This window comes from Sphingomonas sp. F9_3S_D5_B_2, assembly GCF_054263715.1.
The window spans coordinates 486,267-512,932 of sequence record NZ_JBSZFB010000002.1 but is presented as its reverse complement, the minus strand read 5'-3'; the positions used below and the strand labels follow the sequence as shown (position 1 = coordinate 512,932).

28 protein-coding genes are annotated in these 26,666 nt (G+C 62.1%); 8 read left to right on the top strand and 20 right to left on the bottom strand.

Features of this window, described 5'->3' with window-relative positions; all coding sequences use genetic code 11:
• The 3 genes from ACUXST_RS08525 to ACUXST_RS08515 form a co-directional block, all read right to left on the bottom strand.
• Positions 1 to 652: calcium-binding protein (locus ACUXST_RS08525; RefSeq protein WP_458389544.1), on the bottom strand; the 652-nt coding region annotated here is incomplete at its 3' end.
• 435 nt (positions 653 to 1,087) lie between these two features.
• Positions 1,088 to 1,486: a DUF6356 family protein gene (locus ACUXST_RS08520; RefSeq protein ID WP_458389543.1), complete on the bottom strand. Its 399-nt coding sequence runs from the start codon at positions 1,484 to 1,486 to the stop codon at positions 1,088 to 1,090.
• 982 nt (positions 1,487 to 2,468) lie between these two features.
• On the bottom strand, positions 2,469 to 2,867 hold the full coding sequence (locus ACUXST_RS08515) for a hypothetical protein (RefSeq protein WP_458389542.1): 399 nt from the start codon (positions 2,865 to 2,867) through the stop codon (positions 2,469 to 2,471).
• Between the two features lie 164 nt (positions 2,868 to 3,031).
• Here ACUXST_RS08515 and ACUXST_RS08510 point away from each other — a divergent pair, with 164 nt between their 5' ends.
• Positions 3,032 to 3,211 (top strand): hypothetical protein, encoded by a 180-nt coding sequence (locus tag ACUXST_RS08510; RefSeq protein ID WP_458389541.1) that lies wholly within the window; start codon positions 3,032 to 3,034, stop codon positions 3,209 to 3,211.
• Positions 3,212 to 3,681: 470 nt separating this feature from the next.
• Here the strand turns inward: ACUXST_RS08510 and ACUXST_RS08505 are convergent, their stop codons facing one another.
• Positions 3,682 to 4,065, bottom strand: coding sequence for a hypothetical protein (locus ACUXST_RS08505; protein WP_458389540.1), 384 nt, complete (start codon positions 4,063 to 4,065; stop codon positions 3,682 to 3,684).
• A 600-nt stretch (positions 4,066 to 4,665) separates the two neighbouring features.
• On the opposite strand from ACUXST_RS08505, the gene ACUXST_RS08500 reads away from it, so the two are divergent.
• A complete protein-coding gene (locus ACUXST_RS08500) occupies positions 4,666 to 5,334 on the top strand; it encodes a protein-L-isoaspartate(D-aspartate) O-methyltransferase (RefSeq protein ID WP_458389539.1) in 669 nt (222 codons plus the stop codon).
• Positions 5,335 to 5,485: 151 nt separating this feature from the next.
• The gene (locus tag ACUXST_RS08495; RefSeq protein ID WP_458389538.1) at positions 5,486 to 6,205 is read left to right on the top strand and encodes an extensin-like domain-containing protein; all 720 of its coding nucleotides are present in this window, start codon (positions 5,486 to 5,488) and stop codon (positions 6,203 to 6,205) included.
• A gap of 31 nt (positions 6,206 to 6,236) precedes the next feature.
• Here the strand turns inward: ACUXST_RS08495 and ACUXST_RS08490 are convergent, their stop codons facing one another.
• From ACUXST_RS08490 to ACUXST_RS08470, 5 genes are all read right to left on the bottom strand, one after another.
• Positions 6,237 to 7,052, bottom strand: a complete 816-nt coding sequence (locus ACUXST_RS08490) for a cyanophycinase (RefSeq protein ID WP_458389537.1) — start codon at positions 7,050 to 7,052, stop codon at positions 6,237 to 6,239.
• Positions 7,045 to 7,935: an isoaspartyl peptidase/L-asparaginase family protein gene (locus tag ACUXST_RS08485; protein WP_458389536.1), complete on the bottom strand. Its 891-nt coding sequence runs from the start codon at positions 7,933 to 7,935 to the stop codon at positions 7,045 to 7,047. Before ACUXST_RS08485 ends, ACUXST_RS08490 begins: the two co-directional genes overlap by 8 nt.
• Positions 7,932 to 10,712, bottom strand: coding sequence for a cyanophycin synthetase (gene cphA / locus ACUXST_RS08480; RefSeq protein WP_458389535.1), 2,781 nt, complete (start codon positions 10,710 to 10,712; stop codon positions 7,932 to 7,934). Before cphA ends, ACUXST_RS08485 begins: the two co-directional genes overlap by 4 nt.
• A 485-nt stretch (positions 10,713 to 11,197) precedes the next feature.
• Positions 11,198 to 11,626, bottom strand: coding sequence for a hypothetical protein (locus ACUXST_RS08475; protein WP_458389534.1), 429 nt, complete (start codon positions 11,624 to 11,626; stop codon positions 11,198 to 11,200).
• 222 nt (positions 11,627 to 11,848) lie between these two features.
• Positions 11,849 to 12,838, bottom strand: coding sequence for an amidohydrolase family protein (locus ACUXST_RS08470; protein ID WP_458389533.1), 990 nt, complete (start codon positions 12,836 to 12,838; stop codon positions 11,849 to 11,851).
• Between the two features lie 305 nt (positions 12,839 to 13,143).
• Between ACUXST_RS08470 and ACUXST_RS08465 the strand changes: the two genes are divergently transcribed.
• The 3 genes from ACUXST_RS08465 to ACUXST_RS08455 all read left to right on the top strand — a co-directional run bounded on the left by ACUXST_RS08465 (position 13,144) and on the right by ACUXST_RS08455 (position 15,705).
• The gene (locus ACUXST_RS08465; RefSeq protein WP_458389532.1) at positions 13,144 to 14,292 is read left to right on the top strand and encodes a zinc-dependent alcohol dehydrogenase; all 1,149 of its coding nucleotides are present in this window, start codon (positions 13,144 to 13,146) and stop codon (positions 14,290 to 14,292) included.
• 15 nt (positions 14,293 to 14,307) lie between these two features.
• Positions 14,308 to 14,853, top strand: a complete 546-nt coding sequence (locus ACUXST_RS08460; RefSeq protein ID WP_458389531.1) for a hypothetical protein — start codon at positions 14,308 to 14,310, stop codon at positions 14,851 to 14,853.
• A gap of 222 nt (positions 14,854 to 15,075) precedes the next feature.
• Positions 15,076 to 15,705 carry a tyrosine-type recombinase/integrase gene (locus ACUXST_RS08455; protein WP_458389530.1) on the top strand — a complete coding sequence of 210 codons (630 nt, stop codon included), beginning with the start codon at positions 15,076 to 15,078 and terminating at the stop codon, positions 15,703 to 15,705.
• Between the two features lie 367 nt (positions 15,706 to 16,072).
• On the opposite strand, the gene ACUXST_RS08450 is transcribed toward ACUXST_RS08455, so the two are convergent.
• Both ACUXST_RS08450 and ACUXST_RS08445 read right to left on the bottom strand, forming a co-directional pair.
• Positions 16,073 to 16,981: an ankyrin repeat domain-containing protein gene (locus ACUXST_RS08450; RefSeq protein WP_458389529.1), complete on the bottom strand. Its 909-nt coding sequence runs from the start codon at positions 16,979 to 16,981 to the stop codon at positions 16,073 to 16,075.
• A 471-nt stretch (positions 16,982 to 17,452) separates the two neighbouring features.
• Positions 17,453 to 17,842 (bottom strand): hypothetical protein, encoded by a 390-nt coding sequence (locus tag ACUXST_RS08445; protein ID WP_458389528.1) that lies wholly within the window; start codon positions 17,840 to 17,842, stop codon positions 17,453 to 17,455.
• 261 nt (positions 17,843 to 18,103) lie between these two features.
• Here ACUXST_RS08445 and ACUXST_RS08440 point away from each other — a divergent pair, with 261 nt between their 5' ends.
• On the top strand, positions 18,104 to 18,367 hold the full coding sequence (locus ACUXST_RS08440; protein WP_458389527.1) for a hypothetical protein: 264 nt from the start codon (positions 18,104 to 18,106) through the stop codon (positions 18,365 to 18,367).
• An 11-nt stretch (positions 18,368 to 18,378) separates the two neighbouring features.
• On the opposite strand, the gene ACUXST_RS08435 is transcribed toward ACUXST_RS08440, so the two are convergent.
• The 8 genes from ACUXST_RS08435 to ACUXST_RS08400 form a co-directional block, all read right to left on the bottom strand.
• Positions 18,379 to 19,542 (bottom strand): DUF3631 domain-containing protein, encoded by a 1,164-nt coding sequence (locus tag ACUXST_RS08435; protein WP_458389526.1) that lies wholly within the window; start codon positions 19,540 to 19,542, stop codon positions 18,379 to 18,381.
• On the bottom strand, positions 19,529 to 19,678 hold the full coding sequence (locus ACUXST_RS08430; protein ID WP_458389525.1) for a hypothetical protein: 150 nt from the start codon (positions 19,676 to 19,678) through the stop codon (positions 19,529 to 19,531). Before ACUXST_RS08430 ends, ACUXST_RS08435 begins: the two co-directional genes overlap by 14 nt.
• Positions 19,679 to 19,911: 233 nt before the next feature.
• Positions 19,912 to 20,091, bottom strand: a complete 180-nt coding sequence (locus tag ACUXST_RS08425; RefSeq protein ID WP_458389524.1) for a helix-turn-helix transcriptional regulator — start codon at positions 20,089 to 20,091, stop codon at positions 19,912 to 19,914.
• Between the two features lie 86 nt (positions 20,092 to 20,177).
• On the bottom strand, positions 20,178 to 20,600 hold the full coding sequence (locus ACUXST_RS08420; protein ID WP_458389523.1) for a hypothetical protein: 423 nt from the start codon (positions 20,598 to 20,600) through the stop codon (positions 20,178 to 20,180).
• A 17-nt stretch (positions 20,601 to 20,617) separates the two neighbouring features.
• Positions 20,618 to 21,784: a tyrosine-type recombinase/integrase gene (locus ACUXST_RS08415; RefSeq protein WP_458389522.1), complete on the bottom strand. Its 1,167-nt coding sequence runs from the start codon at positions 21,782 to 21,784 to the stop codon at positions 20,618 to 20,620.
• A 3-nt stretch (positions 21,785 to 21,787) separates the two neighbouring features.
• The gene (locus tag ACUXST_RS08410; RefSeq protein ID WP_458389521.1) at positions 21,788 to 22,153 is read right to left on the bottom strand and encodes a hypothetical protein; all 366 of its coding nucleotides are present in this window, start codon (positions 22,151 to 22,153) and stop codon (positions 21,788 to 21,790) included.
• A gap of 273 nt (positions 22,154 to 22,426) precedes the next feature.
• Positions 22,427 to 22,603: a hypothetical protein gene (locus tag ACUXST_RS08405; protein WP_458389520.1), complete on the bottom strand. Its 177-nt coding sequence runs from the start codon at positions 22,601 to 22,603 to the stop codon at positions 22,427 to 22,429.
• 86 nt (positions 22,604 to 22,689) lie between these two features.
• Positions 22,690 to 23,739, bottom strand: a complete 1,050-nt coding sequence (locus ACUXST_RS08400; protein ID WP_458389519.1) for an acyltransferase family protein — start codon at positions 23,737 to 23,739, stop codon at positions 22,690 to 22,692.
• 132 nt (positions 23,740 to 23,871) lie between these two features.
• On the opposite strand from ACUXST_RS08400, the gene ACUXST_RS08395 reads away from it, so the two are divergent.
• Complete coding sequence (locus ACUXST_RS08395; RefSeq protein WP_458389518.1) at positions 23,872 to 25,185, top strand: dicarboxylate/amino acid:cation symporter; 1,314 nt, start codon at positions 23,872 to 23,874, stop codon at positions 25,183 to 25,185.
• On the opposite strand, the gene ACUXST_RS08390 is transcribed toward ACUXST_RS08395, so the two are convergent.
• Positions 25,182 to 26,606 (bottom strand): FAD-binding oxidoreductase, encoded by a 1,425-nt coding sequence (locus ACUXST_RS08390; protein WP_458389558.1) that lies wholly within the window; start codon positions 26,604 to 26,606, stop codon positions 25,182 to 25,184. The genes ACUXST_RS08395 and ACUXST_RS08390 overlap by 4 nt on opposite strands.
• Between the last annotated feature and the right edge of the window lie 60 nt (positions 26,607 to 26,666).

Below are 26,666 nucleotides of genomic sequence, written 5' to 3'. Positions count from 1 at the left end.
CCAGGTCATCGCCGGTTCCACCGTTCAGCCGGTCATCTCCGAGCTCGCCGAAGAGGTGATCATTGCCGTCGTCGCCACGCAGGTCATCGCGGCCATCTCCGCCCCGTAGGTCATCGATGCCGCTTCCGCCGGACACGAAGTCGTCGCCCGTGCCGCCGCTCAGTCGGTCATCACCAAGCTCGCCGTAGAGGTGGTCGTTGCCGTCATCACCGCGCACGTCGTCCGCGCCGTCTCCGCCACGAACATTATCCAGGCCTGAGCCGCCCGATACGAAGTCGTCGCCAGAACCGCCATTGAGGCGATCGTCGCCAAGCTCGCCGGAAAGGTGATCCTTGCCATCGTCGCCACGAAGGTCGTCCAGCCCGTCTCCCCCGCGCACGTCATCTGCACCGTCGCCACCGGACACCAGGTCATCGTCCAGTCCGCCGAATAGCCGGTCGTCACCAAGTTCACCGAAAAGATGGTCACCGCCATCGTCGCCAGACAGATCGTCCGAACCGTCCCCGCCGCGTAGATCGTCACTGCCGCTTCCGCCTGACAGATTATCGTCGCCACCACGACCGCTCAGCCGGTCGTCACCGCCGCCCCCCTCATACGAGTCGTCGCCGCCGCTCCCGCTGTAATCGTCGTCCCCTGAAGTCCCATGTGACATAAACGTGTGCTCCTACACCCGGCCGACACCCCTCGACCGGAGGCACGATGCTAAAGAAGCGCTCCTTTCTGACAAGTAAACTCAAGCACTTGCAGATCACACTGCAATTAGCAGCTCGAGCACCTGCTTCAGCCAACAACCCCCGTGTGCTGGAGCAGAATGCCGGTCCCGATCCCAGTCAGGCCCAGACCACCCGTTACGACCCCATTCAAGGTGGGGGCCGCTATTGCATGCGAACTGGAGCCAGTCCGGATTGGAAGTGCAACGATGCGCTAAGGGTCGACGTGGAGAGTAGCGCCAGCTCATCATCCTTAGCGACGAGGAAGGGCGGCCCTTCGAGAAGCCGCCCTTCAGTTGTGCCACACTCATCCCAAGGTTCGCGGTCAAAGTGCGTCCTCGAAAACTACACCTCAGCCGGTTGGTTCCCGCCTCGCATCAACTCAGTGCCTCTGCCTCCAGCTGCGGGTTACCGGACAGAAAGATCAATGGCAGTGCGAAAGCCTGCGGAAGAGCCACTAGCGCCACAGCCGTTCCGCCTGCCGAAATTGCAATTGCAACCGCAATGACGGCCGATAGCAGGGTGAGGATCACGAAGATAATCACGGCCAAATTTTCGCTGATCACGGCGCTGAACTGAGAGCGATCAGCGAACAGCCGCTGGAGTGCGGCAACAGTCCCGCTGCAGGTGCGCCCGCAAAGCGCCGGGATCAACGCGTGGAGGATACACGCAAGCCCAGCACCGATTGCAAGCAAGCCGACGAGCATCGCGAAGCGCATGTGCTCGAAATAGCTCTCGCCGACTTCCGCGAGATGTGTCCGGCTTGATGCGAACATTCGCCGCCTCCCTCTGCGCTTTTTCTATTCCCCACCCGCGTGGTAGGCAACAACGCCGCGAATGGATCGGCCGCCTTTCGGAACGGCTTACCTGAAGAAACCGGAGGCGCTTCCACCGTCTCAAGTGTGACTTACGTCCCGAACAAGTGAACAGTTCCTCCGTGATGTTGCGGCGCCAATCGCATCGAACAGACGAACGGCGTTGATTCTTGAGCTTACAAGTCGGAGTCTGCTTTTCACCGGAAGCTGCCGCCGTCCTAGTATCTACTTACGACCCAACCGAAGCGATTGGATTACGCGCAGCGCCGGTGTATCTCTGGCCGGCTAGCGAACGGAGTGTCCTATGCGGAAAATCATTTTAGCGGTTGGGGCGATCATGTTCGCCGGATCGGCAGCATATGCTGCTGCCGTCGCTCACACTTGTGGCCTGCCCTGCTGCTAAGGCGGTAAGCTGGGTCAGTAGAAAGCGTCCGGTCGGAATGCCGGGCGCTTATGTTCAGGTCTGTGGAGCGGGGATCGTCCGCCCTCCACCCACTGCAAACGGTTAGCCAATCGAGCGCTGCCTACCACCAGCGGAGCCAAGACGTGAGGAATGCAAGGCCGTCACGCTCGAAAATTGCAATGCAACCGCTGTTATTGCTCGGCTGCGTTCAGCCGCGGGTCGGAACCGATGACGCGTTCCTCGACCGAGTGGAGGCGCAAGTGCGATTGGCGGCGGGAGCGAGGCCGTTGCAAGCCTATTTTAAATCGTATTACCCGTCTCAGAACGGTGCCAAGATAACAGGCATCTACTCGACCCTGAGCGCTCCAGGACGCCGTCGCGTAGCCAAAAACTCGGGGCCGTTCATGATGGACGGCGGCTGTACCATCGTCACGGTTCTGATCGACGCGACGACGTGTGATCGAGCACGTCGAGTGCAACGGAGTTGGCTAGCAATGTCTGCTTTCGAGCCATTGCAGACATTAGCATCGCTGCGCGAAATCAACTGATCGGCGCAAATTCTTCCGTTTGTCGCCACGCCGTGGGCGCTGTGATCGCCACAAACAGTAGAAAACCGACTTGACTCATGATGACGAAGCTCGACGTTAGGTCTTCGATGAGCGAGCGGCCAAGAGCATGGGAGGCTTCAAACCAGACATTATGTGCTACGTCTGAAACGATGATCGCAATGGTCAACGCGACACCTGCTCGCGGACGAACAAAGAGCAGCAGAGCCGCCAGTGGATCGAGAAGTGTAAGGCTGTCCCAGTAGATCGTGGTTCCCAGCGGGACGCCTTCGCGCCACCAGCCGTAGACGAGCAAGGCTCGCACGTGGTTGACGCACGCGCCGGCTAAGCAGAGCGCGTAAACAACCCTGATCCAGAAACCTTGGCGGTGCATTTGGACCAGAGGCTAGATCGTGCGCGAGTAAGCAAGCTCCCGTCGCTTCCTTATGTCCGTTTTGCACCCATTGCGTGCATAAGCGGACACTCCGCTCACAGCCAGGTCCGGCCATCCTCGTCTCTGCGCGGGCAGCTCAGACGAGGTATGTTTTGGAGCAAACTTTGGCCACTCTACGGTTCACCTCGTACGAAGGTCAGATCCCCGAGCCGCTGGTGCATAACGAGGTGATCTTCGACCCGCTCAAGCAGCGTACCGTCGAAATTCGCCGTTCCCAGGTCATTCGGGGTCAAGACGTATGTGAGCGAATTCCCGGCTCCAAGGTCGATCGCAAATCGCGGTGATGTTATGCCGTAGATAGGCTCGGCCAACTGCACCCATCGTGGGATGCGGTGTTCGCGGGGCGACATGGTCCAGCCGTAATCCTGAGTGTACCCGACCTCAGGCTCGCCTGCGTCGAAGCCAACGGTGAAATCCACACCCGCAATGCCACTGCCGTTGGGCGATTTGACGAGTAGCCTTAGAGGACCCTCTGTTGTTGGTGATTGTGGCCCAGGCGCGAAGTTCGCAGCCTTTGGTCGCGGAGCGGTAAAAAGCCGAACCGTTCCGTTGTTCAGGACCCATCGCCCTTCAGCATGCTCGTCCAGCGCACCCGCACTCAGCACGTACCGAAATCTGCCATCCGACTTCAGCACAAGCTCGCCAAAGACGTCGGGACCTCCAGACACACGGTAATTGCCCACCAATGGCGGTGCGGCAAGAGCCGCTGAACCAGACAGCGTCAGAACGCACACAGCGGACCGGCCGAGCTTCATCAACCGACGGACAGGGATTCAGGCTGAGCGGCAGTCCTCGCATCATCCAGTGACCAGCGAGGTGACGGTCGTGACTGCAGGATAATGGAGCAACCTAGAGAGAATAGCGCCAGGACGGGTATAGCCAGCCAGTCGAGCCAGTCAGGACCAGAAGCTGGTGGGCCCCAATAGTTCATGTAAGCGGCGGCCATTGCCAATACGACAAGGTCCAGCACGCCGCAGAGTGATGCGATCCGAACGGCGCGTTGCAGGCGTCGCCTTTCATACTTGGATGTGAGCCTAAGAACGGCAGCCCCGAGAGCTATCAGGAAGTAAAGCACCATGGCGATCGCGAGTGACGCAATCAGCAACAATCCATCGAACCTGATTGCGATGTCGCTCACCGGTATCCCCCGATCCGATCCTAGGACCTATTTAACACTGGTGAGCACTCCCGCCAAACTCGATCAGATCGTTGGGGTGAACGTCTGCTCTGTCGCCCTGCTCGTCTAAAAGCTGCCCGTGTGCTTTCGGCCACTTCCGGTCAGGTCGGCTAAGCGCAAATCCCAGCCGTTCGCCTGCCTTCAGCCGGCACCAATAAGCGGACGTTCGTTCATGTGGCGATTATTGGCGGCTTTCGACCCCACTGCAGACATTCCGGTGCATGGCTTATGACCATCTCAGACCTCAGAAGCCTAGTGAGAAGCCTGCACTTATCGGACCTTAGGTCGCGACGGGCCCCTCGTTTGCATCGCGGCAGCGACCCTCTCCATTGAACCGGATGAGCGCTTCGCGAGACATGCGAGCAGGATTCGGAACCCCACATCGAGGATGGGCGGATGGACTGGCATCGGTGAGCGGGCGCTGATTGCAATGGAGAGCGAAGCCGGGCCGCTCAAATGGGCTCCTCCACACGAGACATGCGTTAGCCCCTAAACCGAGCGAGTACAGGACGATGTACCTGCCGGCGGTGCCTTTCGGGGTCGCCCAAGAAGGACCCAGCCATGAAGCCCGTCACCGAGCAGCATCTTGCCCTCTTTCGGCGCCACATGGTCGAGGTGATAGACATGCACTTCGATCTAGCTGCCGAGGAGCTTGGCAAGAATGCCGTCGAGCCACGGCTCCGTCAGGCGCTGCTTGACGTGCCTCGACACCTCTTCGTGCCTTCGCAGCTGATGGCAGTTGCCTATCAGGACAGCCCTCTGCCCATCGGCTTCGACAAGACCCTCTCACAACCTTTCATGAGCGCCGTCATGATTGATTTACTTGATCTCGCACCGGGCAATCGCGTCCTCGAGGTCGGGACGGGGCTTGGTTACCAGGCCGCCCTGATGTCCGAGATCGGTGCTGAAGTCTGGAGCGTAGAGATCGTCGAGGAGTTCGCGGAAGCAGCGAAGGTCCGGCTAGACGCGCTAGGCTACCAGGTCGATGTACGCGTCGGCGATGGCTCGCGTGGATGGTCCGAGCATGCGCCGTTCGACGCCATACTGGTCACCGCAGCCGCAATTTCGCCGCCGGCCGCCTTGCTGAACCAGCTCAAGCCGGGTGGACGAATGGTCCTGCCGATCGCAAGCGAGCAACCCCAGCAACTCACGCTGGTTGAGAAGAAGCTTGATGGCGGCACGCTCAACAGGGCGATCATGCCAGTCACGTTCTCCCTGCTTGAAACATGACCATCGCCATTCGACCCACTGAGGCGGCAGGGTGAGAAATCCTGCGTGCAAGGAGCTGGACGACTGCGATCGCCAGTGGACCGGCCGGACGCTGCTCGGCAGCACGCCCCCAATGACGGCCGCGGCCGCCTACTTCCGTCGCTGAAACGCGGTGCGGCGCTGGTTCGCCTGGTTGATCGTGATCGCCGCCGTGCTGTTCGGTGGAATGAAGCTGCGCGACCATGCGCGGAAGCATCCCGAGGATCTGCCGTGGACCCCACTCGATCTCAGGCAGCCGATAGGCGCCTTCACGAGCAGGAAGATCGCCGCCTTGGCCGACGATGCAACGCAGTGCCGCGTCTTGCTCGCTGCGGCCAGCGTCAAGTTCATGCGCCTTCCGGCACGTGAGGAAGGCACCACGTGCGGTTATCTAGAAGCTGAGCGGCTGGACGGCGCCGATCAGTCGATCACCTATCACCCGCCCGGGTTAAGCGTCAGTTGCCCTGTTGCGGCGGGACTGGCTGTCTGGGAACGGCAAGTCGTCGAGCAGGCGGCTGCGCGTCACTTCCGTTCGGAAGTGACATCGATCGATCATTTCGGGAGCTATAGCTGCCGGCGCCTCTACGGCCGCAGCCAGGGAGTGTGGAGCGAACATGCTCACGCGAACGCCGTCGACATCGCCGGCTTTCGGCTCGCTGACGGCAGACGGATCAGCGTCGAGCGCGATTGGCCGCGAACGGGACCGGAAAGCGCCTTCCTGCACGAGGTGCGTGATGGCGCATGCAGACTGTTCGCGACGGTCCTCTCGCCTTCATACAACCGGGCCCATTATAACCATCTGCATCTCGATCAGGCGCAGCGAGGACAGGGCGGCTGGACGGCTTGCCGCTAAGTGGCTGCGCGCGGCTACTTTTGGTGTCAGGTCAGCTGTCGTCGGGCACAGAAGGCCGACGGGTGGCCAGGTCGAAGCGGTTGCCTCCGGCGAGTATATGCACCGTGATGTTGTGCATCGCCAGCGTGACGTCCGTAGCAGCGTCGCCGACGTTCGAATAGGTGGAGCCGCTGCCGTCGACGATGTAGATCGCGCCAGCGCCGATCACCTGGAGCTCATCTCCTTCGACGAGCGCGGCAGTGTTCTCGTCTATGCCCATTCCGAGGACTCGCGGGTTGTGCGCAACTGCGCCGATCAGTCGGCCGAAGCGGCCCCGCTCGGCGAAATGCTGGTCGACGATTACGTCGCTGATCAGGCCCAACCCTGGAGCCATGCTCAAATCCCCGATCCGGTGTGTCTCGCGGCTGGTCCCACGAACCAGCATCGTCTCGCTCATCACCGATGCGCCGGCCGAGGTGCCGGCGATCACTCCCCCGCGCTCGAACAGCGCGCGGACCTTAGCCTCGATGCCCGTATCCCCGATCTGGCTTGTGATCCTGAGCTGGTCGCCACCCGAGAAGAACACCCCCGCGGCATCGTCCAGCACCTGAAGCTTCTCACGGTCCCAGGCCTCGCCGCGGTCGTGAAGATAGAGTTCGACGAGGTCGCCGATGCCTAGGTCAGCGAACGCCTTCTGATACTCTTCGACATAGCCTTCCGGCTTTCGGCTCGCCACTGTTGCAAGCACGAGTTTGCCGTTCCTCACGCGCTTGGCGACCTCGCGCAAGATGACTCGCTCACCATTTGGATCACGGTCCTCGTGCCCGCCGATGATGATGAGCGTGCCCTTGCGGCGTTCCTCAGCCATGTCGTTCTTCTTCCTTGCTGAGCCACGCGCCGGGCCCGTCCATTTCGCTGGTGACGAGTGCGACGGCAAAATGCGAACTGTTGTGCTGCCAGCAGATACTGCCGTCGCTTCGGATTACGATTGCACCGCCATCGCCGTCGGCTCCTCCGACCTGCGGAAGCATTTCTAGTGCCCGAAGGGCTGCCTGGTCCGGCCCAAGAGTGGGCATGGCAGCCATGATCCGGGCTGCGACGCTTACGCGAATGATGCTCTCGCCGTCGCCCGAGAGGGACACGCCGCCAACCGCATTCTCTGCATAGAAGCCGGCGCCCGCGATCGGGCTATCGCCAACCCGTCCAACGCGCTTGCCTGGAAGGCCGCCGGTCGAAGTGCCCGCAGCGATGTTCCCCTGCGCGTCCAGGGCGACTGCGCCAACGGTGTCGTGCTCGGCTGCGGCGCGAGGGGTATCAAGCAGGTATTCGTCGGGTGCGAACTCGACACCCTTCTCGCGTGCGAAAGCCATGGCGCCTTCGCCCGCCAGGAGCACTTCGTGTTCGCTCAGGACGTGGCGGGCGAGGCTCACCGGATTGCGAACGTTCCGGATCCCGGCGACGGCGCCCACGCCGAGATTACGGCCGTCCATTAGCCCGGAACACATCTCGATCTCGCCGGCCGCGTTCAGACAGGAGCCACGCCCCGCGTTGAAGATCGGCAAGTCTTCGAGCACTCGGATCGCGGCCTCGACCGCGTCGATGGCGCCGCCGCCCGATCTCAGAACCCGCTCACCCGCTTGGACTGCCTCCATCAAACCAGATCTGTTGGCCTGTTCCTCGTCGGGGTGGATCTCCTTGGCGCCACCATGGATGATCAGAGCCCAACGGTCGCCGCCGCGATCGCCCCTCATTGGGCGGCAATCACATGGGCGTTGCGCGAGGCGGCAGATTGGACCTTCTCGAAGTCCTGAACCTGTGCCCAGCAGCCGAAGACGTCCGTGGGCGTGATCACGACCAACTCGCCTGGATTGGCCAGGGTGAGCGCGGCATTGGTGGATTCCGGTTCGCCGGCGACGAGGTGAACATGCTCGCCGGAGGCGCCGGCCTGGAGCGCACCCTTGAGCAGCAGGTTCATGATTTCGCCGCGCGGCCGGCCCCGGGTGTAAGGGTCTTCACGGAAGATGATCTCGTCGAAAATGCCGCCCGCGATGCGTCCAAGCTCAATGATATCCTCGTCCCGGCGATCGCCGGCGATAGATACTGCGCCGATGCTGCGCTTGTAACGGTGGCGCAGGCCGCGGATGACCTCGCCGAGCGCCATCAGGCCCGCGGCGTTGTGCGCATAGTCGACGATCACCCGGAATCCATGGGCGTCATGGACGTTGAGCCGGCCCGGATTCTGCTCGAAGTTAGACTGGAAGGTCGCAAGTGCCGAACGGATCGTGAGAATCGGCACCTCATACGCAACCGCGATTGCGATGCAGGCCATCGCATTGGCGACGTTGAAGGTTGCCATCCCGTGCAGCGTGGCCGGAATGTCGCCGGCCTTCATCACAGCCTGCCGCTGGCTATCCTGGTAGAGGACGATCGTCCCGCCATCGGGGCCGGGCTCGCGGACCACTGCGGTGCCGCCATCGTCGATGTGTCGCCGCAGATGCGGGGGCATGTCGGCGCCGCCGTTCAGGGAAAACCAGGTGACCCTGCCCCCCGCTCGCCGCGCCATGGAGACGCAGAGCGGATCGTCCGCATTGAGCACGGAGGTTCCGCGCCGGCTGACCGTTTCCACGACGAGCGACTTCACGCGGGCGAGGTCCTCGACGGTCTCGATGCCCTTGAGACCGAGATGGTCCGCCGAGATGTTGAGCACGGCGCCGATGTCCGCTTCATCGTAGGCGAGACCTTCGCGCAGGATGCCGCCGCGGGCCGTCTCCAGCACTGCAACATCGACGGTCGGGTCACGGAGAACCATGCGCGCGCTCTTCGGTCCGGTCATGTCGCCTTGCGCGACCAGCACGTCGTTGATGTAAATGCCAGTGGTGGAGGTGAGGCCGACGGTGCAGCCCGTGTAGCGAAGGACATGCTTGACCATGCGCGCGGTAGTCGACTTGCCGTTCGTTCCCGTGATGCCGATCAGCGGGATCCGGCTCCGCGCGCCGCGCCGGAACAGCATCTCGAGCACTGGCCGAGCGACATCGCGCGGCGGCCCTTCGGATGGCTCCAAGTGCATGCGGAAGCCTGGGGCCGCATTGACCTCGATGATCCCGCCGCCGGTTTCACGGACCGATTTCGAGATGTCGGGGCAGACGAAGTCGATGCCGGCGATGTCGAGGCCGATGATGGCCGCCGCGCGCCGTGCGATCTCGGCATTGTCGAAGTGGATCTCGTTGGTCCGGTCCACGGCAGTGCCACCCGTGGAGAGGTTTGCCGTCGCGCGCAGCATGACAACGTCGCCTGCAGCGGGAATGCTGTCCGGGGTCAGTCCGGAGCGGCCGATATACTCGCGGACGTGGTCGTCGATCTTGATCTTGGTCATCACCTTTTCGTGACCTTCGCCTCGGCGCGGGTCCTGGTTCACGATTTGGACGAGTTGGGAGATCGAATGCACGCCGTCGCCGATGACGTGCGCGGGGATGCGCGCGGCGACGGCGACCAGTTTGCGGCCGATTACCAGGATACGGTGGTCGCTGCCCTCGAAGAACTGTTCGATGATGACTTTGCGGCTGTGCTCCTGCGCCAGCTTGAAGCCGAAGCGGAGCTGTTCCTCGTCGCTGATCCCGATCGTGATGCCGCGACCGTGATTGCCGTCGACAGGTTTGGTGACGAGCGGGAAGCCGAGCCGCCGAACCTGGTGCATCGCTTCGTCGACATTGCGCGCCACGATGCCGCGCGGCACCGGAATCCCGCTTTGGCCGAGCAGCTGCTTGGTCAAATCCTTGTCGCTGGCGATGTCGGCAGCAATGAGCGGGGTGTTCCCCGTAATGCTCGCCCGTATGCGCTTCTGATATTTGCCATGCCCGAGCTGGATGAGGCTTCCTTCGTTGAGACGCATCACGGGGATGTCCCGGCGGCGCGCCTCGTCGACGAGTGCCTGGGTCGTCGGCCCGTAGGCGGATCGGCCGACCAGCCGTCGCAGCTGGCTTAGCCGCCACTCGAAATCATATTCGCCTTCGAGCGCGTAGATTCGGTCCAGTTTCTCGATACCTGCAAGCTCTTTGGGAAGGAGCGAGTTCACGAGTTCAAGCGCCACCCGCCCGGCCATCATGCCGACATCTTCCAGAGCGTAGGCGAACATGATGTTGTAAACGCCAGGCTTGCCCTTCACCGACCGGGTCTTCCCCCGCAGCGTCCTTGGGCCAACCAGTGTCTGGAGCTCCAGGGCGACATGCTCGGCGACATGCCCCAGCCACGTGCCGCCGTTCAGGCGGGTGACGAAGCCGCCACGGCGCTTCAAGCTGCAGTGGTGGCGCTGCAGTCCCGGGAGCAACTCGACAAGCCGCTCGCTGAAACCGTCGATCTGGTTGGTAGGCCAGCCTTCGAGTCGGCCGAGATCCACCATGATCCGGATCATGGGCGTGAGGCTGTAGTAATGAGGACCGCGGTACACACCAGTCTCAAGCACGCGCGCCGGGCGCTCGATCAGCGCAGCCTCCGCAGCCTCAGCCGGCTGTCCGAAGAACATCCGAGTCATTTCCGAGTCCGAACCCATCGCAACCTGCCCACGCTGAAGAACCCGCCCCAGACGCGAGGGCGCATCCGCGCGATAACGGGATTTGGCCCCGAAAGGCTCCACGTCTGCCTGGGACCAACGCGAATATTGAGGTTGCACGGCTGGCTGTTCGCGGCAACTTGCAGCTTTCCATCTTGGAGGATGCTCCAGTTTCCACGATGCGGGGCATAGCGTGCCGTAGAAACGAGCGACCGCTGCAAGTGGTGAGTCACTGAATGTTAGGCGCCCCTCAGCGGCCCAGCTGTCATTGCAGTCGGGACCTGCGGCTGACCCTGTAGGTAAAGAAGGCGTGAGTGGAAGACGGCCACCGCGCCAAGGTGTTCATGTCTGGTTTGGGTCGATTGCAGACCTAAGCTGCTGTGTCTGCTTTGGGTGAAAAGCAGACACTAGCCCCGCCTCGCATCTTCGAGCCGCTTGGGAGCGCCCGAAAGCGCTCCCACGGGAGGTCATTTCTTGAAGACGAGTTCCTGAAGCAGCATCGAGCCGCCCAGATGGCGGAACTTGGCACGAGCGCCGCTTTGCGCGTCTTGTTGGCGGGTGGTGCTGTTGAGGAAGGCGTTGAGCTCTTTCTCGCGCGCCTGATCTTCCGCCGGCGTCGTCAGGTGATCGGTGATCGTGACCAGATAAACGTCAGGCTCACCGGCACGCTTATTCACGTTGGCCAGAATGTAAGAATCCTTCATCCAGCCCTTGGACTTGCTGAAATCGAGCTCCGTCCGACGGGCGCCCGCCAGAAAGTCCGCATAATCGCCGAAATGGCCGTCATCGATCGTGATTTCAGCAACATTCCAGAAATTACCCCCCTTTAGCGGAAAATCCTGGGCCGCGGCCGGAACGGCAGTGACCATCGCAGCCGCGCCGAGCGCGACGAGCATAGTTTTGAACATCAATTTTCCCCTGATCTGCGGTTTTAAAGTCCGCACGCGAGCGGCGCGCAATAGGTGGGTTATGCCCCCGGATCGACCGCTCTTGCTCAGGTAGGCGCTTGTTCACGGTTAATGCAAATTTAATTCGTGGGCAGATGTCCTGAAGTATCGACAGCTTGAATGCACATACACCAGGAAAAGTCTGCTTTGGGTCGAAATCAGACATTCGGCTCAGCGACCGTGGTCGCTCGCAATCTGCTCTTTCGTAAGACGAAGGAATCGCGCTGCGTTATTATAGAGGATGTCGCTCTTCTGGGCTTCTGACAGGAACGGAGCCTTCTCCACCGTCTCGATCGCTTTCCCGATCGCCTCCGGCCAAATCATCTGATCCGATCCGAACATGATTCGCTTTGAGAAACCCGCATCGACCATCCGCTTAAGATGGTCGTAGAATTGAGCAGGCGGGCTGTCCCAGTCGTTGCAAGAGATATCGACGTAAAGGTTGGGATAGGTGAACATCATAGCGATCGTGTCGTCCACAAGCGGCGAGCCATAATGCATCGCGTAAATTCGCAGCTTCGGGTGCCGGACAAGAACCTCCTCGAGCTGAAATGCCGTGGTCAGACGCGCCCGATATGTCTCATAGCCGGGGAACCGGGCGGCTGCGGGCGGCCCTTCGCCCATGTGGATGCCAACAGGAATGTCCAGTTCCTCCGCAAGCGCCCAATAGGACTCCCAACGTGGATCGCTCGCATCCACGCCGCGGTATTGCGTGCCGATTTCTGCAAACACGGAGAAAGCGCCAGCCTCATGAAGGCGTCGCAACTCTTCGACTGAAACAGGGATCTCGGGAGCGAACGACTGCGCGGCGATAATCACGTTTGGTGCGGCGGCTCGCCATCTGTTGACCTCTGCACCGGAAGTTACCGCTCGGCGTACGTTGTACTTCCTCAACATCGCCAAGCTGGAGCGCATCAGTTCCTCGTCCGATGCTGGTGCTCTGAACGGTTTCGCGCACAAACCCAGCACCGCAACGTCGAACGGGTCTCTCGGGTCGATTGTTGGGACCTCTGGGTTCTGGTCGCTGGGGCAATTAGCGGCACCCTTGGCGAACCCAACATTGAAGGCGTGCAGGTGCATGTCGCTGATTGGATCGCCTCGATGCTGCGCAGGAGCCGGCGCCGCATAAGCGAAAGCAATTGCTAGGAGCGCAGTCTTCATATGGGCACCGACCCCTTCGGCGGCAGCATGACACTACCGATGAGTGTCCACAATGCGCGGACACCGCACCTAAGTCGCTAATGTCCGCAATGGGTCGAAAGCTGCCGTAAGCGGATGGACTGCAAGCGGCCAACTTCAGCATCCCGCGCGTAGTGGATTCCGCTGCTCTGAACGGCGTGGCAAGCGCTGAGCGGTCGTCAGGTGCCGACTAATTCCTGATCCCGTGGCGGTGCAACAACCTTAGCAACCACCACTCAGGCGCGGCGTTCTCCAGCCGCGCTTGAGTTGTGCAGCAGGAGTATCCCATGCGGGCGATGAATTACCGCGGGCCATACAGAGTTCGCGTTGACGAAAAGCCGATGCCCCAGATCAAGCACCCGAAGGATGCAATCGTTCGCGTGACGCGAAGCTGCATCTGCGGCTCAGACCTCCATCTCTATCATGGGATGGTTCCGGATACGCGGGTTGGCCAGACGTTCGGGCACGAATTCACCGGAATCATCGAGGCAATCGGCCCTGAGGTCGAGAAGCTGAAGGTCGGCGACCATGTGCTGGTGCCGTTCAACATCGCCTGTGGGCAGTGCCATTTCTGCAAGCAGGGGCTGTTCGGCAACTGCCACGAGTCGAACCCGCAAGCGACCGCCGTGGGAGGCATTTTCGGCTACTCGCACACGGCGGGCGGCTATGACGGCGGGCAGGCCGAATATGTCCGGGTCCCCTATGCCGATGTGAGCCCAACCAAGATCCCCGAGTGGATGGACCCCGACGATGCCGTTCTGCTGACAGATGTGGTTCCGACTGGTTACCAGGCCGCTGAGATGGGCGGAATCCAGAAGGGCGATACGGTTGTCGTTTTCGGCGCAGGGCCGGTGGGAATTATGGCCGCGCGCTGTGCGTGGCTGTTCGGCGCCGGCCGTGTCATCGTCATTGATCACGTCGACTACCGGCTGGAGTTCGTAAAGAAGTTCGCTCCCGCCGAGGTCTACAGCTTCAAGGAACTCGATGACGTGGTCGTCTTCATGAAGAGGACCACCGACGGTTTGGGTGCAGACGTCTGCATCGACGCTGTGGGCGCCGAGGCGAGCGGAAGCATGCTCCAGACGGTTGTCGGCAAGCGCATGAAGCTCGAGTCCGGCTCAGCCATCGCGCTCCATTGGGCGATCAACTCGGTCAAAAAGGGCGGCATCGTTTCCATCGTTGGCGTCTACGGCCCGACCGGCAATCTCGTGCCGATCGGCAACGTGGTGAACAAGGGCCTTACGCTCAGGGCCAACCAAGCCAGCGTTAAGCGACTGCTCCCGCGCCTCATCGATCATGTGAAGGCGGGGCACATCAATCCGAAGGAATTGATTACGCACAAGGTGCCGCTCGCCGACATCGCCGATGCCTACCACCTGTTTTCCGCCAAGCTCGACAACTGCATCAAGCCGGTTCTCCTGCCGGCGGGCGCCTGAGGAGTGAGACCGACCATGAGCGATGCCGATCTTGTAACGCGTGAGACGGAGGGCTCGAACACACTCATCCGGACGTCGAGCGGCCCTGTCGAGGTGTCCGGCATTATTGGATGGGGCTCCGACGCCGACCCGAGGAACGATCCCACCTATCCCTACCGCGACCGCTCGCAGGACGACCACAGCGGCGAGTGGAAGAGGCCCACTCTACAGGTGCCACAGGTCGAAATCCTGCAGTCCGTCGAGCACAAGCAGCTGCCTGCCGTGTTCGGAGAGTCGAGCCCTCCGCGCTGGGTAAGCGGCATGATGCGACGCGCCGCCTTCACTTGGAGTGAGTCGAACTGGGCTCACTGGCTGCTGCTCATGGGCGCTGACCGCGTAAACATGTTCGAAGGTCTGGTTGAGGACTTGGCCCACGGCACGATCCCGAACATTCCAAAGGAAATGGGAATTCGCGCCGAGTGGCATCACAACAAGAGGGGGTTGGCGACGAAGGTAGCGATCGCAGGTACGATCGCCGCAGGAATTTATCTCTGGTCACGGTCGCGCGAGGCACGCCCGTAGAGGATCTTTTGGATGGCGGACGCTAATCTCAAGCTGCCAGAACGTACGACCGCACGAGGACTAGGTCGACTCTCAGCTTAGTTGCAAAGGGAAGTCGAATACCTTCATGAATGAACAGCGGCTTTAGCCGCTCGACGGTCGCGAACGGACGGGCCGGTGTCGGCCACTACGTTCCCGCATCTCGTTTGAACGGCGGCCATTCCTGGCCGCCGGAGAACGATCATGGGACACTCATCGTACGATCCTGTGGATGCAGGGCCTGCGTGGAACGCAGGGAAGAAAGTGGGCGCCAAGCGTCCGCTCAAGCCCAAAGAGATCTGGGCTATCCGGTTTATGCTCGATCAGGACCTTCGCGTTCGTGATCGAGCGCTCTTCGACCTGGCGATCGACAGCAAGCTGCGCGGTTGTGACTTGGTCCGCGTCCGTATCGGCGACCTGGTTGCAGGGGGTCGCGTGCGGAACAGGGCCATGGTCGTTCAGCAGAAGACGAAGCGCCCCGTGCAGTTCGAATTACTCGAGCCAGCTCGTTCGAGCATTCTGACGTGGCTGGAGAGGCGAGGCGGCGCGCTCGAGCACTTTGCTTTTCCAAGCCGTGTGGATCACGCTGCTCACCTGAGCACCCGACAGTATGCACGATTGGTCGACGAGTGGGTCAGTGGGATTGGTTTGCGGCGGGAGGACTATGGCACCCACTCTCTCCGGCGCACAAAGGCGGCGCTGATTTACAAGCAGACAGGCAACCTGCGAGCGGTGCAGATCCTGCTCGGTCATACAAAGATCGAGACCACCGTTCGCTACCTCGGCGTCGAGGTCGAAGACGCCCTCAGCTTAGCCGAGGCTACTGAGGTGTGAGCATTAGCTGGCCGGCTCTTGATCCTGGCAGCGGCCGGCCAGCATGCCTGCTTTGGGTGGAAAGCGGAAGTTGGACGAGCGCTCTAAAATGTTCAATCGCGTCTGCCACATTTTGAAGTCCGCCGTGTGCGATCCTGCTATCCCGCGCGACTTACCGGCGGAAGAGAACGGAAGAGATCGCCGCTGCTCCGAGCGCCACCAAGCAAGATGGAACTGTCAAGACTCCCGCGAAAACCAGAAGCCCAAAGAGGTCCTGCCGCGCGTCCGCGGTTAGGTATCCCGCGCCGTACAGTCCGAGAACCTCGGTAGCTAAGAAGCCAACTGCCCCGCCTACATAAGCGACTTTCATGTACGCTTCGGCTTCTCCTTATTGATAGTACAAGCCCGTCTTGAGGCACTGCGTCCACTTGCGATAGGCGCGAGCTTTGCCGGTCTCGTCGCTCGCGGTACCCTGGTCCACGTAGAACTTTTGGCTGCACTGCTTGCGCCGCTCAGCGGACGGGATCGACGCGGCGGCACCCCTCGCTTTCGACGCCTCCGAGCCTAACAATGCCTTCATCTCGGGCGAGGTCGCATAGGCCGCAGGGATGTTGCCGGCCGCATCGGTCGCCGACTTGCTCGCGCCATGCGCCAGCAGGATCTTAGCCGCTCCCACCCGGTCACGGTCTGCCGCCGCATGGAGCAAGGTCGATCCGCTCGGGTCCTTTGCGTTTGCATCAACGCAATCATCGAGCAGCGCCTCCAATTCGTCGGGGTGATTGTACCAGATGTCGTCGCGCGCTCTCAGGAACGGACGAAGCGCGGGCGAACGCCCGTTGTTCACCTGCTCCGCGCGAACCGCGGCGCACATCCCGTTGCTCGCCGACAGCTTGCCAGCCGCGGATGCAGGTGCCGGAGCCTCCGGTGCAGCCGCGGATGCCGAGGCCTCCACCTTTCCGCCTGCCTGCGCGTTGGCCAGCAGCACCTTAATCGATGTGCCGGTCGCCATGTCGTAAGCGGTGGAGCCGCTGTTCGCTTTGATGGTCGGATCGGCGCCGCGCTGCAGCAGCGCCTTAACCATCTCGTTATTGCCATTGTCGGCAGCATAGTGGAGGAGGGTGTATCCCTCCTCATTCTGCATGTTAACGTCGAACTGTCCGCTATCGATCAGCCGCAGCGCATCTGCATTCTTCTTGATTCCCATGTAATACCGCGCGTCATCGAAAGGATCGCCGGCAATTGCCGCGGTGGAGATAAGCGCCAGCGCACCCGCAGCGATAAGCAAACCCAACTTCATCGACAGAGACCCCCTTACGAACCCGGCAAAGCGCCTGTGGCTTCATACCGGATTGAGGTGACCTGTCTTTCCAAAAAGTAGCTAACAGATCGTTCTCTGCCGAACACAAAGGGTTGGCTGCATCCGCTAGCAAACTCCAAGGTCTGCATCAGGGGCCGCTGTCAGACCTCCCCGAACGTCTGCATTGGGTCGAAAGCCGCCGTAAGCGGACGAGCCGCTGACGGCCATCACCAGCCGTTCGAACTATTGACATATTCACGCTTTTGTCATGATCAGCTAGGAACCGGCGCCATCGGACCGCTGCGGAAGCGGTGCAGCAGGTCCGCAATGACCACCCCTAAGCCAATTAGCATGCACGCCACGGGCATGCCCTCGCGAGCGAGCAGGTTAAGTTCGTTGCGAAGCGCCGCCTCGTCCTTCTTGTTTGTTCGAACTGATCGTTGGTGGGGTCAATCTCGTGCTACTTGTTCGTCATCGGTCATCCTTTCTTTCAGCCCAGGCGAAGAAACGGTCTGTTGAATCTTCCTCGCCCGTTTCCCACGGGCGGGTGGTTTGCATGTTGGCAGCCATCCGCCGGCCAGCGCCGCGCGGCTCGATCTGTGACTGCTTGGTGATGCGCATCGAGCGGGCGCAGGCGGTCATTGCGCGGGTCTCGCGTTCGGCCATGGCCAGCAGCTTGTTGAGCCGATCGACGCCGCCGTCTTCCTTGAGCCAATCGACATTGAAGGCGGTCACTTGCTTGGCCAGTTCTTCCGCCTGAGCCGCGTGTCGGCAGTAGGCCGTCAGGATCGGAAACTGGCCTTTAGTGAACCAGGCGGGGGGAAGTGTCCCCACCGTGTCACGCCACACCGCGGCAGCCACGCCCGTCAAAGCATCGGGCGGTTCAGGCCTTCGCTCCGCTAGCAGGACAGGCTTTGTGGCGATGTCAGCCGCCGACTTCCGTCCACGAGCACCCATGTTCGGTCTCCAAAATTGTTGCCGTTTGTGAAAGGTGTGGGATGGTGCCGGTGTCCATTGAGATTGTTGTAGACTTCCACTGCCCCCCCCCCGGGAGCGCTCAATCTGCCTTCGCGTCAGGCGCCCGTGACTGCTACGGGGCCGCGCAAGCAACGGAGCCGAGGGATGCGTGATGGAGTGTGGGCCCACGGCGAGTACACCGAGTTTGAAGCGTGGATTGCCGGCGAAAGTCGCAAGATCGCAGTCACGAGACAGGCGATCGATACGTATCTTTCGCTCACTCCGGATCAGTCCGCGGTAGTGACGGCTGAGCAGCGCTGTGCGTTCGTGCGCGACAATCTCGCGCTCGTCATTGCTGCCGCCAATCGGAAGATCGATCCAAGCGATCCAGCAGCCGACACAGTGACTATCCGCGGGAGCGATTTGTAATGACATCAACGTCATGCCGCTCTCGTTGCGTATGTTGCGGTTGTTGCGTTCGTCTCTGGGGATAAACCTAAAAGAGGTAGATAGCGCGACCAGGCATCGTGGAAGTCGGTGCGCCGATAACCCTTCGGAGTGCCTGTCCCGGTCCTGATCGTTGTCGGCTTGATCCCGTATGGAATGAGACGACGTGCCAGCCCTCGATCGTCGAGAGGTTTTCCCTTTAAGTCTCCCCAAGGAGACTCTTCAATCAGGTGCAGCTGCTCAAGCAGGGTGCGAGTGGGCATTTGCTCTGCGTCGCCCATCGCGGTGCGCACGTCGCCAAGCAGCCTGACGCCCAGGCTGGGTGTGCTCTCCTTAGCGAGCGCAACAAGCGCAACAGCCGCCACACGTGCGCGGTCGGGCCACTCTCCGCCTGCTAGATCGGCGATGGCGAGCAACGGCTCCCACACGTCCGCATCACGGTCTCGGATATTCGCCGGCATCTCGGGCCACAGCGCACCGGCACGAGCTTCAACGCCTTGAGCCCACTCGCTCAGCACATCCCGCAGTTGCTCGCCTTCGCCAGCATGAACACGACGCCTGTAGGGCTCGACGGTCTCGCCGGGCGCGCGGCGGCGCATCCGAATGACGACGGAGCGGGTGAGGATCGTGTCGGGCAGGTTGCCAAGCCCCGCGAGCGCAAGCGCACAGTAGGCCGGGATTTCCTCGGTCTCGATGATCTTTCCCCGCACCACACAGCGGCCGGCAACAGCGCCCTTGCGGTGACCCGCGTTCAACAAGCCGCGGATCTCTTCGTTGTCCTTCGCCTTAGGACCGAACACGGTGTCGATTTCGTCAAAGAGGATCGTGGGTCTGCCCTCTTCGGCGGCGACCTTCCGGAAGAGATATGCCGGCGTCACGTTCACAGCTTCAACCGGCCGCGGCACCAGCAGTTCGGTTATCTCAAGCGCCCGCGTCTTTCCGCTGCCTGGCTCCGGCGAAAGGAAGGCGATCCGCGGCGTCGACGCCCAGGCATCCATGCAGTGTGCGTGTGCGATCCAAAGCACGTGCGCGACGTGCGCATCGGCGCTGGGATACGCCACGAACCTTCCTAGAAAGCTGGCAACTCCCGACAGCAGGAGCGCGCCCTCGTCAGGACCGATCTCCCACGGATCGGTACCCAGCTCAGCCGTCAGCATCTGGAGCCTCGGTGCGCTCGATGATGTTGGCCGCCAGGAAGAGGTAACTGATCGCGGCGATTCCATCGTTCAAGTGCTCAATGGGGATGCGTGCGAAGGTCCGCTCATGGGCGATGTCGGCGGCCGTCCAGAACATGACGCGCGCCTTGCCGTGCACCGAGCGAGTGGCACGGGCTACAGCAACGGCGCCAGCGCGGTGAAGCCTGCGGCGCAAGGGACGATCGACAGGCCCGCTCCAGGGCATGAGAGCGTCAACGGCGCTCACCAGATATTGAGGATTGCCAGAAGTGTGGTTAGAGTTTCCGCCTTCGCGTGCCTGCTGAAGATCGGAAACCCTCGGCCCTTCCAGCCGGGGGTTTTTCCGTTCCATCAGGCGGCCACCTTCTCCTGCATCCAGGCTTCAACGGCAGATGCGGAGTAGGCAAGCCTACGTTCGGTTATGCGGACTGGCTGGGGAAACGATCCGGCGGCCACGAGACGATCCAGCGATGACCTGCTTAAGCTCGTGCGGTGACACACATCTTTGGGGGTGAGAAGTCTTGTTTCCATTTCGACGCTCCAGAAAAACCTTGGTGCGTCAGGTGAACTATCGTTCTCAGTTGCCCTCGGCGCGATAAACAAATCGCGCCATTTATTTACCCTTTCCTGCGGGTCACCGTCGCCAAGCCCTTCGCTGCCAATCGCTCCATGTAAACGATGAACTCGAAGTTCTCTTGGTTAGCGTCGAGTAAGGGACCGAAACGCTGCCAAGCCTTCTTCAGCGTTTCGCGACCAGCCATGTGAAGTTTGCCGTCAAGATCTTCGTATGCTTGCGCGAGGGTGCAACCATGCTTTTCCTTGTAAGCCTTGATGGCTTTCGCCATCTCAACTTTCTGGTCCACACCGTGCGCTCCTAACCTTGGCCGGCCGTGGGCACCGTGGACCTTGATCGTCCATTCGGCGTCCTTGCCTGCGGCTTGCTGCGCAAGTCGGCGCAATCCCTCAGCGTCTTTCCGGGTTGCTTCGCGACGTTCTATTCGGTCAGCCACCCCGTTAAGGTATTCGGCGAGTTGCGGCATTATCTCGCCTCGCTGGCTCATTTGTTGGTCCTTAAGCTCACCACCGTTGCGCTCTGCTTCCCTTCCACTGCCCGCATCAGCTCGGCAGCCCAACGATCAAGAGCGCTTCGCTTCTCAGGCGCGTAGGTATGCAGTGCATAGACCTTCGCGGTAACGCCCTTAGGTGCATGGTTGAGAACGCGACCGACAACGTCCTCGGACACGCCCAAGCGCACCATGTGCGTTGCTGCGGTGCGACGTAGGTCGTGAAGGGTCCAGGGCGCCACCTTCGCGCCAGCGGCGGCAATGAAGGTGTCCAAACGCGACTTGGCTTTGGCGAAGCCCCCGACGTGCGTCTCGCCGTCGTGGGTGAACACGAACCGCCCAAGCTGCGGCAGATCCTTGATGATGGCCAGCGCGGGTCCGGAAAGCGGCACCAGGTGCGCCCGATCGCTCTTTGTCTCCTTGGCCGGGATGGTCCACGTGCCCGCGTCCAGATCGACGTCGCTCCAGCGCATCGACGCCACTTCTGTGCGCCGCTGTGCGGTGAGCCCGAGCACGCGTAGGTAAGGTCCAAACGGGAAGCCGAGCAGCCCCGCAGCTTTCCAGATTGCCGCCGCCTCTTCCATGTTCAGAACTCGATCGCGCTCGGTCTCGGCATTCGGCTTGGCGATGCCTTCGACGGGTGATGCGTCGATCCAATCTCGCGAGAGCGCGTAGCGGAAGATGGTTTTAACAAGGGTCAGCACGCGATTAGGCAGCACGTCGCCTTCGATCGCCTCAATCAGGTCGCGCACGTCGGCGCGCCGCAGGTCCGCAATCTTTCGTTCGCGCCAGTGCGGCAGCACGTGCATTTCGAGCCGGCGTTGCTGCAACTTCCAGCTGTCATTCTTCGGCTTAGCGACATGTTCTATCCAGTGCGTCGCCACAGCTCCAAAGGTGCGATCTACAGCCTCAGTGCTACCGTCGCGTGCTAAGGCCTCTAGGAGCCCCCCAGCGGCCTTCCTGGCCGCACTGAGCCCCATCGCAGGATAATTGCCTAGCTTCTTGTTGATGACCTTCTGGCCCGCGCGAGCGCGGACGATCCAAGTCTTCTTGCCGGATGTTCCGACGCGAAGGCGCAGCCCCGTGACTTTCGTGTCGCGGTGCTCTTCCTGCCCGGCGGCAGTCGGCTTGATGGCCGCGACCTTCGCGTCGGTGAGCATCCGTTACACCCTGCTCGCCGGCTGCTTGTCGACAGTCAGCCTCTGAGCGTCCGTAGGGAGCAGCGCGGTAATAGGCCGCGCCGTTTCCCACATGTCGTCAATCTCCTCAGCGTCATAGACTGAGAGCTTCAGAGCGAGATCGTGCAGATTTTCCGCGGGGGTGAGCAGTAGCGCGTCCACCGCCATCGAGTTGGCTCCGCAATAGTCAACATCGCTCCCGTCCCGCTGCTGATCGCCGGGGGTCGCGTATTGATAGGCATCCCATTCGGCTTTGGTCCGACGAAAAGCAATGAAGGCCTCGCGAATGGCGCTAGAAACCGGGCCCGCGGTTGCCGTGCAGCCTTCTGCATGTACGTTAGTGTCAGCCATGATCGTCTCCTAAGGACGGTTGTGGTTAGGGACGGCTCGAGCTTGGTAGGCATCGGGTCGTCCCGCTGTTACCATTCTCGGCATCAGGTAACGGTTTAGGTAACAGTGAGCGAGGCTCAATGCAAACGATGGTTTGGGTGGTAAGCCGCTCTAGAGAGAGACGGTGCCCTAGCGGCGCAATGGGAGCCCTCTTTCAAGCCTTCTAAGCTTGAGGTCGTAGGTTCGAATCCTACCGGGCGCGCCAAACCACTCCGAGCACGCGTGCGCTGTGTATCAGGCGTAGTCGCGCGGCGGGCGAACCTGGATGCGGCGTTCCGCTTCCGCCAGTTCCTCGAACGTCCTTGCAGCGCTCAGCAGGAACGTCGCTTCCGGGTGGCCGAGGTAGGCCAAAGCGCGGCGGCGGCAATTGTCGGCTTCCTCGCTCAGCGAGTCGTGATTCATCATGCCCATGCCGCGATGATTTAGGGTCGGGCGGTGAACTGCATTAAAACAGGTATAAATAATCTGGGCTTAACCCAGATTCCCGAGACCTGCGTTCATGGTGCAACACTTGGCAGTCCTCGGGATACGTCCCCGGTGAACCTCGTCCCCAGCGACGTAACGACGCGCGTCTCGACAAGTCGGTAGAACAGCAGCGCGAACGCGATCGCCGCCACCATTGCCGTCGCGATGACGACAAATGGCTGTCGCACGCCTGCTCCAGCGCAGACGACGAGAACGGCTCCGACCACCAGCTTGTGCGACAGGTACAATGTATAGGACGCGTCGCCGCCAGCCTTGACGGCGCTGAGCAACGGGCCCTGCCGCGCGGGCTCGCGGCCGAGAATTAGCGCGGCACCGATGAGCGCAGCAGGAATGCCGAGGTGAACCAGCCGGTCCAATCCGTGGCCTGGCAGCGGCACGAGAACATAGACGAGCACAGCCGCGCCGATCGCCCCCGCCGCTCCGAGCAGCCCAAGCCGCTTCCCGGAAAGATACAGCAGGCCAAGACCGATGCCCGCGACGAACTCCAGGATCACCGGATCGCTGTAGAAGCGGGCAACGAACCACCCCTCGGGAATGATCGCGTGCACCATCGCAAGCGCCACGAAAGCACCAACCAGCAGCCTGCGGCCCCACGGCACGAGAATGCAGGCGGCGAAGGCAAGATAGAAGAACATCTCGTAGTTGAGGGTCCAGCCTTGGGCGATGATCGGGACGAGCTGTCCATCCACCCTCGGCCACGGCACGAACGCCAGCGACGTGACGACGGTGACAGGGTTCGCTGTCGTGTTGTCGATCCGTCCACCGGCCGCGACCAGAAGCGCGACGGTGACGAGGTTGAAGAACCAGTAGGGCGGCACGATGCGGATCAGCCGCCGCACCAGGAACCGGCGCGACGCCGCGCCGCTTCCGAACTGGCCGCGGGTCATAAACGTCATGATGAAGCCGCTGATGACGAAGAACAGGTCGACGCCGCCGACCCACGGTACGTGCGCAAGGGCAGCCGAGTTGGGCGCGACCACGCTCGCCGTGTGCGTGAACAGGATCGCTGAAGCGGCGAGGAACCGCAGCAGCTGTACGTTGAACAGGATCCGCCGCTGCATGGCGCGTGGATGAGGGAAGCGGTGCGGCAGCGTCAAGCACGGCTACTTCCAAGAATCCGCTGTGCTCCCGCTGCGGCGATGATAGAGCTTCGGCCATGCCGGTCGCGAGTTCTTCTTTCAGTTTAGCGCCTCATGACTGAAGCGCGCCGTCCCTTGTGGAGAAGTCTCTACGTCCAGGTGCTGATCGCCGTGGCGCTCGGTATCGTCGTCGGCTGGCTGTGGCCGGCCACGGGTGCCGCGCTGAAGCCGCTTGGCGATGGCTTCATCAAGCTCGTGAAGATGATCATCACGCCCGTGATCTTCCTGACCGTCGTCACGGGCATTGCGGGGATGCGCGACCTCGGCGCGTTCGGCCGCATCGCCGCCAAGGCCATGGCCTATTTCATCGCCGTCTCGACGCTTGCCCTCGCGGTCGGGCTCCTCGTCGCGAACCTGGTGCATCCCGGCGCCGGTCTCAACGTCGATCCGGCCACGCTCGATACCAGCAAGGTCGCGAGCTACGTCAGCCAGGCGAAGGAGACTTCCGTCACCGGCTTCCTCCTTAACATCATCCCCGACACCATGTTCAGCGCCTTTACCTCCGGCGAGATCCTGCAGGTGCTGCTGGTCTCGATCCTGTTCGGCATCGCCCTTGCGGCGCTCGGCGAGCGCGGCGAGCGGCTGTTGGGGGCGCTCCGAACGATCACCGCGGTCGTGTTCCGCGTCGTGCGGATCCTCATGTTCGCAGCGCCGATCGGGGCGTTCGGGGCGATGGCCTTCACGATCGGCCAGTACGGCATCGGTACCCTCGCTCAACTGGCGGAGCTTGTCCTGACCTTCTACGCGACGGCGCTGCTGTTCGTGGTCGTGGTGCTTGGGATCATCGCCCGGATCGCGGGCTTCTCGATCCTGTCGCTGCTTCGCTACATCAAGGATGAGCTTCTGCTCGTCCTCGGGACGTCGTCGTCGGAAAGCGCGATGCCGCTGCTGATGGAGAAGCTGGAGGCCGCCGGCTGCCCAAAGAGCATCGTCGGTCTGGTCGTCCCCGCCGGCTATTCCTTCAACCTCGACGGCACGAACATCTACATGTCGCTCGCGGCCCTGTTCATCGCGCAGGCGACGAATACGCATTTGACGATTGGCCAGCAGCTGCTGCTGATGGCCGTTGCGGTCCTGAGCTCGAAGGGGGCGGCGGGCGTCACCGGCTCCGGCTTCATCGTCCTCGCCGCGACCTTGTCGGTCGTCCCTGGAGTACCCGTCGCGGGGATGGCACTGATCTTGGGAGTCGACAGGTTCATGAGCGAGTGCCGGTCGCTCACCAACATCGTCGGCAATGCCGTCGCGACGATCGTCGTTGCCCGCTGGGAAGGAGCGCTAGACGTCCGCCGGCTGCGCGCGGCCCTCGCCGGCTCCGGAGACGAACCCACGGATGCGCAGAGCGACCGCATCCAGCTGCGCCGCAGCTAGGGGACCAGCTTCCCCGGGTTCATGATGCCGAGCGGGTCCAGCGCCTGCTTGATCGCCCGCATTGCATGAAGCCGCGATGGCGGTGCCAGCCGGGCCAGCTCGTCGATCTTCATCTGGCCGATGCCATGCTCGGCAGAAATCGAACCGCCGGCGGCAGTGACAAGGTCGTCCACGAAACGCGTGATCGCCGGCGCTTCTGCATCGTACCAGTCCGGCGCGGTCCGCTCGCCCGCTCGGACGTGGAAGTGAATGTTGCCGTCGCCGAGATGGCCGAAACCGCTCGCGATTGTGCCCGGGAACGCGCGCTCGACCTCTGCCGAAGCGTCGGTGAGGAACCGCGGCATGTCGGCGACTGGCACAGAGATATCATGGGCGAGGGTCTGCCCCTCCGCCCGTTCCGCTTCGGAAATGCTGTCGCGGATTCGCCAGAACGCCTCCGCCTGCGCTTCCGACGCCGCGATAGCCGCGTCGCCGATGATCCCGCTCGCAAGGGCCTCGGACAGGAGTCGTTCGATCTCCGCAGCGATGTCCTGAGCCGGGTCGGCCGTCGTCGCTTCGACCAGCACCTGCCACGGATGTGCGCCCGACAGTGGTGCACGGCTTCCCGGGATGTGTTTCAGCACCAGCTGCAGCGAGTCCTCGGCCACCAGCTCGAACCCTTCGATGCTGCTAGTGCGCGCCTCGAGGAAGCGGAGCAGTGCGAGCGCGCCCGTCGGGCTCTCCACACCCGCCCAGGCGACCACGCGCGCCGCCACGGCAGGCACAAGCCGAAGCGCAACGGCAGTGATCACGCCCAGCGTGCCCTCGGCGCCGATCAGCAGCTGATCGATGTTGTAGCCGCGATTGTCCTTCTTCAGGCCGCCCAGCCCATTGTGGATGGAACCGTCGGGCAGCACCGCCTCAACACCAGCGACCAGCGCCCGCATGGTCCCGAACTTCAGCACCTGCGTGCCGCCGGCATTCGTCGATGCGAGGCCACCGATCGTGCAGCTTCCCCGCGCGCCGAGGGTGAGCGGAAACCGCATGCCGGCCTCGTGCGCTGCGTCATGCAGGTTGGCCAGGATCACGCCGCCCTCGGCCAGGGCAACCGCGCCTTCAGCGCTCAGGTTCCGGATGCGGTTCATCCGCCGCATCGACAGCAGCAACGCGCTGCCGTCGCTTGGCGGCGTCGCTCCTCCCACCATTCCGGTGTTCCCGCCCTGCGGCACGAGCGGGACACGGTGCTCGGCCGCAAGCCGGACGATCAGCGCAACTTCTTCGACAGAGCCCGGCGTCAGCATCGCTGGTGCCCGCCCCTGGAACCGTCCCCGCCAGTCGCTCAGCCAAGGCGCGATCTCGGAAGCGTCCGTGACTACCGCCCGGTCTCCCAACGCCGCACGGACCTCCAGGATCAGCTTCGTGGCACCGGCACTGCTGGCCATCGTCATGCTGGTTCATTAGCGCCGGATTGGCAGCTTGGCATCGGCCCCGTTCTTGTCCAA